General features: G+C 59.6%; 6 protein-coding genes. 1 reads left to right on the top strand and 5 read right to left on the bottom strand.

What is annotated here, in order from left to right; translation table 11 throughout:
* Positions 1–43: 43 nt before the first annotated feature.
* The 4 genes from C7402_RS09375 to C7402_RS09360 form a co-directional block, all read right to left on the bottom strand.
* A complete protein-coding gene (locus C7402_RS09375; RefSeq protein ID WP_244314802.1) occupies positions 44–1,213 on the bottom strand; it encodes an LVIVD repeat-containing protein in 1,170 nt (389 codons plus the stop codon).
* Positions 1,214–1,339: 126 nt separating this feature from the next.
* Positions 1,340–2,446: a substrate-binding domain-containing protein gene (locus C7402_RS09370; RefSeq protein ID WP_116610457.1), complete on the bottom strand. Its 1,107-nt coding sequence runs from the start codon at positions 2,444–2,446 to the stop codon at positions 1,340–1,342.
* A 44-nt stretch (positions 2,447–2,490) separates the two neighbouring features.
* The gene (locus C7402_RS09365; RefSeq protein WP_116610410.1) at positions 2,491–3,585 is read right to left on the bottom strand and encodes an ABC transporter permease; all 1,095 of its coding nucleotides are present in this window, start codon (positions 3,583–3,585) and stop codon (positions 2,491–2,493) included.
* A 9-nt stretch (positions 3,586–3,594) separates the two neighbouring features.
* Entirely contained in the window at positions 3,595–5,154 is a 1,560-nt protein-coding gene (locus C7402_RS09360) for a sugar ABC transporter ATP-binding protein (RefSeq protein ID WP_116610409.1), read from the bottom strand.
* Positions 5,155–5,174: 20 nt separating this feature from the next.
* Between C7402_RS09360 and C7402_RS09355 the strand changes: the two genes are divergently transcribed.
* Positions 5,175–6,239 (top strand): helix-turn-helix domain-containing protein, encoded by a 1,065-nt coding sequence (locus C7402_RS09355; RefSeq protein WP_165841842.1) that lies wholly within the window; start codon positions 5,175–5,177, stop codon positions 6,237–6,239.
* On the opposite strand, the gene C7402_RS09350 is transcribed toward C7402_RS09355, so the two are convergent.
* On the bottom strand, positions 6,225–11,585 hold the full coding sequence (locus tag C7402_RS09350) for a trifunctional serine/threonine-protein kinase/ATP-binding protein/sensor histidine kinase (protein WP_116610407.1): 5,361 nt from the start codon (positions 11,583–11,585) through the stop codon (positions 6,225–6,227). The two genes, C7402_RS09355 and C7402_RS09350, sit on opposite strands and share 15 nt — an antisense overlap.
* Between the last annotated feature and the right edge of the window lie 486 nt (positions 11,586–12,071).

Raw genomic sequence — 12,071 nt, 5'->3', positions numbered from 1 at the left:
CCTCGAATGGGTAACAAGACAATGACAATCGAAGCACAGCGCTTCAGCGCAGGCCGTCGAATTCGAGGATATAGAGACCACCGTTGTAGTCGGTCGAGTAAATCAGTCCGTTCGCATCGACGAATACGTCACACGACTGGATCACTTTCGCCCGGTTGGGCCGGTGATCCATGAGCCGTTCGGGCTGCGGCGGGACGAACGCACCGACTTCGACAGGCCGGAACGCGTCGCGCGTATCGAACACCCGCACTCCGGCGTTCTGATAGGTCGTGAAGATCAATTCCGAACTGACGTAGCTTCCGGGGCGATTCTCGTGAAGATTGTGCGGACCGAAATGACCTGGCTTGCTCTTGAAGTCCGCTTCACGAGGTCCGGGGAATGTCGAGATGCTCACGGGATTCGAGGGTTCGCGCACGTCGAACATCCAGATGTGCTTCTCGCCATCCTCCTGATGATCCAGCACGGCTTCGTCGAGCACGACGAGCAAATCGCGATCCGGCAAGGGCAGGCAGTTGTGGGTTCCGCCGCCGAATGGAGGCGACCAGTTTCGGTGAGCCAGCAGCGTGGGCCGCGAACGATCCGCGACGTCGAGCACGACAAGACCGGCGTCGCGCCATGCGCAATAAGCAATATCGCCATGCACGATGGGATGGTGCAGCCCGTAGCGCCGGGACGCGCTCCACGAAGCCGCTTCGCCGGCGGCAACGTTCATCCCCGGCAGCCAGAACCGGCCGGCCTCGCGCGGCCGCGTCGGGTCCGACATGTCGATCGTGATGAACACGTAGTCGGAAAAGCCGTCGATCAGCGCGGACGCATAGGCCCACCTGCCCCCGACATACCAGAGCCGATGCACACCGCCCCCCTCGATCGGCATGAAGCCGATCTCCCGCGGGCTGTCGCCTTTTGAAATGTCGTAGACGGCAAGGCCAGCCCGCCAGTTCCGCGTCGTGCCTGAAGCCTGCTCCGTGCCAACCTTGCGGCCCAGCGCGCCCTGGTAGTACTCCCGCTCGTCCTGAAACTGGGAAGCCGCAAACATGTCCTTCGCATTGATCACGAGAAGCAGGTCGTCGTGTGTCTGCAGGTGGATGTTCCAGGTGTTGGGCGGCGCCGGCATATAGGCGACGGCCTTTGGGCTTTGCGGGTCGCGAACGTCGACGACACTGAAGCCTTTCGAGAACATATGGCCGATATAGGCGAAGCCACGATGAACCATCAGCTGCACGCCGTCTGCGCGGCCGCCTTGGTCGCTATGCCCGACAAGACGCATGTTGCGTGCGAAATCGGGAGTCAGGTGATTTGCCTGTGTCATGTTTCAATTCCGTCCGAAATAAAATTAGAACTACTGAATCTTCCAGATATGCCGATAAACATCGCGGTAGTGATTGTCCGGGTCGTAGACGTTCTCCTTGCCGCCGTCCGACGCAATGTTGGCACCCGTAACGAGATGCACGGGTGCCGCATAACCACTCGCGGGGGCTCCCGAGAATGCCCGATTCAGTTCATCGACCGCCTGCCAGCCCTGTTGCGACACCGGTTCCGCCACGGTCGCCGCCTGGTAGTCGTGGTCGCGGATGCGCTGGAACGCGGACTCGCTGCCATTTCCCGCCGACACCCCAAGTAACGGACCGGTGCCCTTATAGCCGGCTTGCTGCAAGGTCGGGGACATGAAGTCGAACGGCATGTCGTTGATGGTCAAGGCCCAGGTCCACTTTGCGCCATAGCGCTGGAGCAGCGTCGCGGAGAGTTGTGGAATACGGGTCGCGGTATCGGACAGTGGCGTATCCTCGACTTTCAGCAACTGGCAGCCCGTGCATTGCTTCACCAACGCAGCCATCGCGTCCGCCTTGGCCGTTGCAATCTCGTAGGTCGAATCCGTGAAAATCACCACCCCCGCCCGGCCATTCGAGGTAGCGATCACATACATCACGGCCGCCTTGGCAACCTCGAGCGGATCGGTCGCCAGGTTCGTGAAAATGCCGTACTGCGCAGCCGGCCCTGGCTTCGGCAGCGAATGCCAGCTCACGACTTTGATGCCGCGGGAAGCGGCTTGCTGGATCAGCGCAGCCTGTTCCCTCGCGTCGACGCTTCCAAGCACGATGCCGTCCGGCTTGAGCGCGATGGCCTGATTCAGAGCGGCGGACCGGCCCGATATGGAGCCCTGCCCGTCGATGAGCCGATAGTTCCATCCAATCGTTTTCGCTGCCTGTTGCACGGCTTGCGCGACACCGCGCGGTCCGCTGTCACGCTGGTCGGCCGATACGAACACGATGGTCTTGCCGTGCTGGGCCGCCGGCCCGGTGGTCGGCCCGGTCCACGGCAAGCTGGACCGGGTGACGTTCGCGGTGTACGCCTTGGCCTGCGCGACAATGTCGCCATCGGCAAAGGCGGTCGCTGTCATGCAGGCCAACAGGACGGCCGAAGCGGAAAGAATAAGTGTGCGTTTCATGACGTCTCCAATCTGGTTTTGATTACTGTAGCGCTCCAAGTTCATCAGGACTCCGATGTAGCAGACGGCGAGCTTTCCGTGGTCGCCTGCGGGTTCACGGGCTGCACTGCGCTTGTGTTGCGACGAGGACTGCGTCTGCGCCGCTGTGTGTAACCGGCAATACCGATCGCAACGAGCAGCGTGGCTCCGTTGAAGAGCGGCTCGACATAGAAGTCGCCACCCATTTGCTGGATGCCGGCAATGCCCACTGCCAGAATCGACACGCCGAAAACCGTTCCCCATACGTTGACGCGACCGGGCTTGATCGTCGTCGACCCGAGGAATGCACCGACGAGTGCAGGCAGGAGGTAGTCGAGACCGACGCTCGCCTGCCCGATGCGCAACTTGGCCGCGAGCACCACGCCGGCGAATGCAGTCAGGACGCCCGAGCTGACGAACGCGAGCATCACATAACGGCGTGTGGGGATGCCATTGAGCGCAGCGGCGCGCGGGTTCGCTCCGATCGCGTAGAAGTAGCGCCCGATCGGCAGATAATCCGCGGCGATCCATAGCACGATCGAAAGGATGACTACGTACGTCGCAGCAATTGGCAGTCCGAATAATGAGGTCGAAAAAATTGACGTAAAGGCGTCGGGCAGCGAACCGATCACCTGTCTTCCGCCCGTATGCCACATGGCGAATGCGTACAGCACGGTCCCCGTGCCGAGGGTCGCAATGAAGGAATCGATCTGCGCGACTTCCACGAGCACGCCGTTGATGAACCCGAGCAGCGCGCCGAGCGCCAGCACGATCAGCACCGCCAGGCGCCAGTCGATCCCGTATGCCGTTTGCAGGCTGATGGCGAGGATGTGCCACATCACAATGCCGTATCCCACGGTCAGGTCGATACGCCCCGTCGCCATTGGAATCATCGCGGCGAGTGCCAGAATCGCGATGATGGACTTGTCACCGATGATCGAGCGCGCGTTGAGCAGTGTCGGAAACGTGTCCGGCAGCGCCACCGAAAACACGGCAATCAGCGCGAATGTCAGTATCGGCAGTCCGAAGACAGGGAGCAGCTTCATGACTCGCGAGAGCGGCGCCATTGCGGCAAGTTCGCGGCGAGTGGGCTCGAGCGCATTGGATTTGAGTGATTGCATGGTATTGCCTCAGGCGTTCATTGAAAGGGGGGCGCTTGGCGCGACGCCATAGTCGAGCGACGCGCAATGCAGTAACTCGGAAACGCTTAGTTGTTCGAGCGGCAATTCGCGCGTGATCGTGCCGTTGCGGAACACGAGCGCGCGATGGCAGATCTGTGCAGTCTCCTCGAAATCCGAGGAAATCAGGACGACTGCCATGCCGGTTCGAACGGCGTCACCAAGCAGCCGGTAAATCTCGGCCTTGGCGCCGATGTCGACACCGGCCGTGGGGTCCTCGAGCACGAGCACCTGTGCGCCGATGCGCAGCCAGCGCGCGATCACCACCTTTTGCTGGTTGCCCCCGGAGAGGGTCTCGATCAACGCGCCTGGATCGTTGGGTTTCAGGGCCACGCGCCGACCCAACGTTAGCGCCTCGTCTGCTTCGTTCGCGGCCGAACGCGGTGCAAACCACGCGCGCCCTGTCGCCTTCGGATTCAGAAACAGGTTCTCGCGGATATTCAGTCCCGGTGCGACCGACTCGCCATAACGATCGCCTGCAACGAGGCACAGGCCGTTACGCAAGGCCGCGCCCGGCGTGGAAAGATCGACGCTGCGGCCGTCGAGCAGGATGGTCCCGGAAAGAACGGGCTCGGCGCCAAACAACGCCTTGCCCACGGTGTCGTGACCCGCGCCGCGCAGTCCGACGAGACCCAGAATCTCGCCTCGGCGCACGTCGAAATTCAATGGACCGGCTTCGTCCGTATAAAGCCGGCGCACGGACAATGCAACAGGCGCGGCGGCGGTCGCGGGCGGACGCACGAAGACGGAGTCCGGTTCCCTGCCGACAATGTGGCGAATCAGTTCCGCTGGCTGTGTCGTGGCCGTCGTCTGATCAGCAACACGCCGGCCGTCGCGCAGGACCACAATCCGGTCGGACAGTGAGAACACTTCGTCGAGCCGATGGGAAACGTAGATCATCGCCACCCCCTGCGCCCGGAGCTTGCGCAGTACCTGATGTAACTGCTGCACTTCGCTCTCCGGCAAGCTCGCGGTTGGCTCGTCGAGCACCAGCAAGTCCGCGCAACTCGACAGGCCGCGGGCAATCGCGACGAGCGATCGTTCGGCGCGCGACAACGACGCCACACGCTGGTCTGGATCGATATCGCCGCCGACCAGCGCGAGCGCTGCGCGCGCTCTTTCTTTCACGTCCCGCCACGCGATCAATCCTCGTTTCTTGCAGAACGTCGTCGCCAACGCCATGTTTTCCGCGACCGTCATCCAGTCAACGAGACCCAGGTCCTGGTGAACGAAGGCAAGCCGGCCATGCATGGCCCGCGCATCGACCGGTTCGCCGCGAAACAGCAGGCCCCCCGAGGAAGGCGCGTGAACGCCTGCCAGTATCTTTATCAGGGTCGATTTGCCGGCCCCATTTTCTCCGAGGAGCGCAACGATCTCCCCTGGGTACACATCGAAACTCACGTCCTGAAGCGCAGGTACGCCGTTGAAGCGCTTAGCGATGCCCTGCACCTTCAATATGGGCGCCGGATGCGAAAGGTCCTGCGCCCTCGCGCCTGGATGATTTGCCGCCATGTCTCACTCCATGAATGCGGTTGGCCGAATTCAGTGTTTGCTACTGCTGTTTTTTGTTTTTACTATTATTGGACGACGCCGAACCGGCGTCCAACCTAAAATCGGCCAGCACGCCATCGAAATTCGGCCATCGGCTGGCCGGCCGGAATGCACTGGAGAGAGACACCATGGCAGCGGATTACACACGGGTGGACTGGGTGATGCCGGAGGACGACCCAGGAAATCCGTTCAAATGCACTGACGAATTCGCCGAATGCGTCGAAAAGGTCAGACCAGGGAAGACCACTACCGGATCGCTCGGCGACCCCAAAAACAAGATCCTCTGCATCGAGCAAGGCAGGGTGAAACTCGAAGGGCCGCACGGCCAGTGGGTATTGCTACCGGCGCACATGGTCTTCATTCCTCACAGTCGCCCCTATCGGGTCTATACGAGCCCCGACGCGGTGGTCGCCGTTGCGCACCTCGGCGCGCAACATACTGTTTGGGAGCACGAAGGATGTTGGGCTGCCCCGATCAACGGTCTCGCAAAGGAAATGCTGGGCTACGCGCTGCGTTGGGGACGGGATCGTGCGGCCGAGGACTCAGTCGCCAACGCCTACTTCAATGCGCTGGGCCTTCTTTGCAAGGAATGGTTCCAGTGCTCGCGGATGATGTGGATTCCGTTTGGAGAATCCGAGGAGCTAAAGCGGGCGATTGCATTCAGCCGGACGCGACTGGACTGCGTCACGATCGAACTCGCGGCAGAAGCGGCCGGGACTTCGGTGCGCACACTACGCCGCTATTTCCAGGACGAGCTCGGAATGAGCTGGCGTCGCTTTCTCCAGGAGCTGAGAATGACCCGCGCCATCGAACTGTTGACCCTCAGGCGCTTGTCTGTCACCCAGACTGCGCTGGACGTCGGATTCAACAGCGTTGCGGCGTTCACTCTCGCATTCACCTCGTTTACCGGCAAAACCCCCAGTAGTTATACTCGCGACTACTTCAGCAACAGTGCGCCGTTGGGGGCGAACCGATTCACCCCCAACGAGAGCGAAAACGAGAAGGTATTGTCTGGCCAGCTAGCGCGACGTTCAACGGCTGCGTAATTCGGCAGGAACCTCCGTGTTCCCCCCTGCACCTGGAATCATGAACTGGAACACGGCGCCTCGTCGAGGCCCTTCCGAAACCCACAGTCGTCCACCATGGGCCTCGACGATAGAACGGCTGATGCGAAGACCCATGCCGGTGCCATGCGGTTTGGTAGTAAAGAACGGATCAAATATCTGTTGCGCAAGCTGCGGCGGAACCCCTGCACCGGTGTCGCTGACCGAAACCAGAATCCATTCATCGTCCGCCCGTTCAGATTTCACGACCATTTCCCGCAGTCCATCACTCGCCTTTGTCGCCTCGATACTGTTGAGGATGAGATTCATCATGACCTGTTGAATTTGCACACGATCACCGACAACCGATGGGAGCCCCGTTTCCAATTCCGCGCGCACTGAAATGTCGAAACGCTGAGCTTCCCTGCTTAGGAGTTCAACGGTCTCGCCAACAATCTCGTTGATACAGAAGACCGCGGGTTCGAGAACTTCCTTTTTGAATTGCGCTCGGATTCGATCGATGATTTGAGCGGCACGGTGTCCATCTCGCACGATTCTTTCAGCAGATTCGCGCGTTTTTTCGAACTTGGGCGGATCCCGGTCGAGCCATCGCAGGCTGGCTTCCGCGTTAGCGATGACCGCAACGATCGGTTGCGAGATTTCATGAGCGAGCGATGCAGTCAGTTCTCCCATCGTCGTTACGCGGCTAATGTGAGCAAGATCGGTCAGCGCTTGACGCAAGTTCACCTCCGCCCGCTTGCGCTCCGTGATATCGCGTATGGCTCCCACAAAGTCGAGATCGCCGGCATCCGCCCTCCTTCCCGTGGCGTGAACGTGCTTGATTCTTCCATCGGGCATCATCAAGCGATATTCAATGTCGAAGTCACTCTCACGCTCTTCGCTAAGAGGCTGGTCGAAAGCCCGCTTCACCCGATCGTGGTCGTCAGGATGGGTTCTTTGCAACGTCAGATCCATCGAGGCCCGCACATCCAGGCCATACTCGAGAATGTCGTAGGTTTCATTCGACCAGTAGTACTGCTCGTTCTCGACGCGCCATCCGAAGCTGCCCGTATGGCTGATCCTTTGCCCTTGAGCCAGGAAAGCCTCACTGCGTTGCAATCCCGCGAAGAGGCCGGCGCTCCCTAGCGAAATGGCTGCCTGTGAAGCAAGCAACTGCAGCACCGCGACCTTGCCGTATGTGAAGACGCCTGACGCCAGGTTGTTCTCCAGATACAGGACTCCGAAAAGCGTTCCCTGCTTGACGATCGGCAAGCACAATATAGACCGCGCCCGCTTGTGTTGGATGTACTCGTCCTTTGAATAGATGAGATCGATCGAGGCATCGTCGAGAAGCACACGCTCCTGCGTTCGAGCGACGACTTGCAGTATGGATTGCGGAAGATCGAGCGGGCCGACGATCGCCGGCTGATGCGTTATCTCGATCCGGCCTGATCCAGTGATCGCTTCGGCCTCCACCTTTAGCCCTTCCTCACGGATCTGCATCAACACGCCCCGTTCTGCGCCCGCGTGCTCCATGGCGATCCGCATCAATGTCTGGATCAGTGACGGCAGCAACATTTCGCTCGAAATGGCTTGGGACGCTTTCACAACAGTCTCAACATCCAGTTGCGCAACAGGATCGCCACTCGCCGCTGAGGGAAGCGATAGCCGCCCCGCTCGCAAGCGCGGATACCTCTCGTCCAGTTGCTTGACCTTGCCGGCCGCACCCCAGCGGTCGTAGCAGTTGCGCGCCCGGCCGAGGTAGGCATAGCCTGCTGTTTCGATATCACGCGACAAATGGAAGCCTCCTGCAATCTCGCACACGATGGCTTCGTTGTGGATAAAGCCGCTTGCATGTGCACAGGCGATCGCTCGCTCGTACAGGCGCATCGCATCGATGTCCCGCAGTTCGACTCGGGCGACTTCTGCATGGACAAGTACAAAGCGGTCCTCGAATGTCTCCGGGCAATTCGCATTCCAGATCGCCAATTGCGCCTGGTGGCCGATCAGCGCGTTGAGGTATTCCCCTCGCGACTCATCGCTTACGGATTCAAGGTGTCCCGCTATCGCAAGGGCGCTGTAAAAGTGGTACTCTGCCGCTTCAAAAAAGGACGACGATGCCCATAGAAGCGGCTTCGCTTTCGCGGACGCCTCCAGTGCACCGGCGTAATCGCAGGCCAGGTAGCGTGCCTGTAACTTTCGGATCCAATAGAAGCAGCACGGTATTAGCAACGCCGAGCGGGTAGCCACCTGCTCTTCGAAACCGACCTCGTCAAAGCTCCCATCACTCAGTGATCCGAACTTGTCCGTTAGTCCACGAAGCGACCGCACAAGCGCGAGCTGTGGCGCTATCGAAGCGATGGCGCGGCCAAAGCGCAAACGCTCAGCGAACTGGAGACCCGCTTCGCCGTGAAGTTGCACATCGGTCAGGCAAACGCCGGCGGCAAGAAGAATTGTGTTGAGATTGTTGAAGCTGTACGCGGCGAAAGTAAGGTCACCGGCCATATTGGCGGCGTCGAAGGCTTGCCGCAGCAGATCCCTGCCCTCCCTGACATGCTGTCCCCACGGTACGATGTGGCTCCCGAAGCGCAAATACACGCGCGCCTGATAGCGCCTCAAGCCGCGCTTCTCCACCAGATCGAGACCGAGCTTCCCTAGCCGGAATCCGGCCTGATAGTTCGAGAAGCGAGGCCCGGCGAGCATACCCAGAGACACGTACGCGAAACACGCCGCGTCACTATTGCCGTGCTCGATACTGATGCACACCATACGGCAGAGGACGAGTGCAAGAAGGCCTGAATTGATATACATCGCCTGCAACACGACTTCGGTCAAGACCGCCAGGTCATCGAGCAAGTCTCGATCCGTGATCAAGGGAAGGTCTACAAGGTCTTCAAGCTCCCGGGCTCCCAGCAACGACCAGATTCGATCATATTCTTGCAATACCTCGTCATCGTCGGGGTGCGTTGACCATTCGAAACCTCGCCCCCTCTGGTATTCGATGAATACCTCGACCCCGCGTTCGCTTTGACCAATGAGTTCATAGAGTGTCAGGCGCAAGCGAGTAACAAGCGCTAGATCGTGTGCGTTGCATGCGCGGTTTGCCAACAGGCCCAGCCGCTCTTCCACGGCGACCGCATTGGCGGTCAACATTTCGCATTCCGCGAGGAGACATTCAATCGCGAAGACAAGATCGTAGTTCTGATCCCAAGCAGCGTGGGTCAGGCAATCGCGTCCGGCGCGAAGGTATTCGAGCGCCGACGCATACGCGGTTGAGAGCTTTGCGCGCCTGCCAGCAGCAAGGTTCACTCGCGCAATCCGCTCTCGCTCTACCATGCCTGTGACCAGGTGAGCGCCATGATTGAGTTGAATCGCGACTTCGAAGATCACCTCTTCAAGCTCGTCGGCGGGGATGCGCGTCTCCATCAACAGACCAATGCGCAAATGTTCCTCCGCGCGCGCCTGCAAAGGTATCAACGAATAGGCCGCCTCCTGAATGCGGTCATGGACGAAGCGGTAAGTCTCCTGCGAGCGGGAAATGAGTCCCGCCTGGGCGGCTTCCCAAAGGTGTTCGTGAAGTTGTTCGTCGGATTCGAGGTACACCATGCGTAACGTGGCGAGGCTGGCGCTGTTGCCCAGACACGCAAGGTGTTGCAATGCTTGCTGCGCGCCATTGGACAATCGGTTCAACTTGTGGACCATGAGATCCACGACGTTGTTGGTATAGCCTCTCGTGCGTATGCGGTTTAGGTCCCAGGACCATCGCCCGTCACCATAGTCGAATGTAAGCAAGGCGTCTTCTGCAAGCGCGGAAAGGAACTGAATGGTAAAGAACGGGTTGCCATCGGTTCGTTCCTCGAGCAGTTCCGCCAAAGGCCGTGCACGCGACGGGACACAATGAAGCGTATCTTCCACCAACTCCTGAAGGTCGCTGCGGGTTAGCGGACCAAGCACGACGTGACTGACTAGCGTGCCCGCATGCTGAATGGCTTCGATTTTCTGAAAGAACGCATGAGCGGACGTGACCTCGTTATTGCGGTAAGCGCCGACGAGCAACAGATGTTTCACGTCCGGATGCGTGAGTAGATCCTCCATCAGATCCAACGAAGCCGTATCGAGCCATTGCAGATCATCGAGAAATAATGCAAGCGGGTGGTCCCGCGTGAACACGCTGACAAAGCGACGAAAGACGAGTTTCAGGCGATTTTGTGCATCCTGCGGGGGCAGTTCCGCAACCGGCTGTTGATCGCCAATGGCGTGCTTCAGATCGGGCACAAGATCAATGATGATCTGCGCGTTCGAGCCGAGTGCGTCCATGATTGCATTCCGCCATACCTTCAACTCCTGATCGTCTTTTGCGAGGATCTGCCGGATGAGACCTTGGAACGCTTGCGCAAGCGTTGCGTATGGAATGTCGTGCTTGTATTGATCGAACTTGCCTGATGCGAAGTGGCCGCGAGGCGGGACAAGGGCCTTATGGAGTTCGTTGACGACGGAAGATTTCCCGATGCCCGAATGGCCTGAAACGAGAACGAGTTCCGACTTGCCGCTGCCTACGACCCGCTCGAAGGACGCGAGCAGTATTTCGATCTCGGCGGCTCTCCCGTACAGCTTTTCGGGAATGAGGAGCCGGTCAGGCGTATCGTCCTCCCCAAGCGCAAACGCTTCGACGCGGCCATGAGTTTTCCATTCGCGCAGACATCGCTGAAGGTCGCGCGTAAGGCCCACGGCTGTCTGGTAGCGCTCGTCTGCGGTCTTGGCGAGCAATTTCATGATGACTGCCGAGACCAGTAGCGGAATATCCGGCCGCCGTTTCACCGGAGGAAGTGGCTGCCGGGCAATATGGCAATGCACCCATTCCATCGGATCTGCGCCTGCAAAGGGCAGTTCCCCCGTAAAAAGCTCGTAAAGCGTTACGCCCAACGAATACAGATCACTGCGGGAATCGACCGAGCGATTCATGCGGCCCGTCTGCTCCGGGGACATGTATGCGAACGTGCCGGCAATGAACTCCGGCGGGACGGCCTGCGGGCGCTCCCGGTGAAGTCGTGTCGCAATGCCGAAGCCGGTAAGCCAGGCGCGACCCGAGTCATCAACGAGCGCATTTGCCGGTTTGACATCCTTGTGGATGACGCCTTGCCGGTGGGCGCGGCTGAGCACGGACGCCAAACCAATCGCCGTCTTCAGCAACCGGACTAGATCGAGCGGACGGCCTTTATTTTGTTCGATCAACCCGTCCAGAGGCTCGCCACCAGGGTCGCTCATAAGCAGGACCGTACGCCCTTGATGACGAGTGAGGGCGAGGGGCTGTGCAGCCCATTCAGGGTTCAATTCCGGCGCAAGCGCCATTTCGTGTTCGAGCCTGCGCAGGGTCAGGGGGATGGCTGATCGGCGGTCGTGGCTAACGCTAGGATCGGCATCCGGCTTGTGACTTCCCTGCCGCGGTAAAAAGTGAAGTCTGATCCCTCGCGAAGTGGCTCTATCAAGTATCCGAAATCTTCTGCCATTGAAAACCTTCGTATTGTTCGGAGGGAATTTATTTCTTCGACGAGAGCGCGCAGCGCAAAATTCCGCGACCGAAAGCTTTCGGTAACCTATGGAGAACTACGTGACTCCGCTGCCGTCCTGTGAGGGCGCCTGGCGATGTTGTCGCGCGTGCGGCTCATAGATATACCATGTTTACAAACGCGATTGCCCGGCGCACGGACGTGCGGGTTCGAGGACCTGACGTGGACTGTCACTATCAAAACGAACGCGAAGGTGTTTCACCGCGTTCAATCTTGCCGGCGACACCACATTCGTCACATTATGTTCATAACGAAAGCGAAGTGCTCC

Source organism: Paraburkholderia unamae, from assembly GCF_003096875.1.
Taxonomy (GTDB): domain Bacteria; phylum Pseudomonadota; class Gammaproteobacteria; order Burkholderiales; family Burkholderiaceae; genus Paraburkholderia; species Paraburkholderia unamae.
The sequence above is the reverse complement of the archived record's forward strand: the minus strand, read 5'-3'. Positions and strand labels throughout refer to the sequence as shown.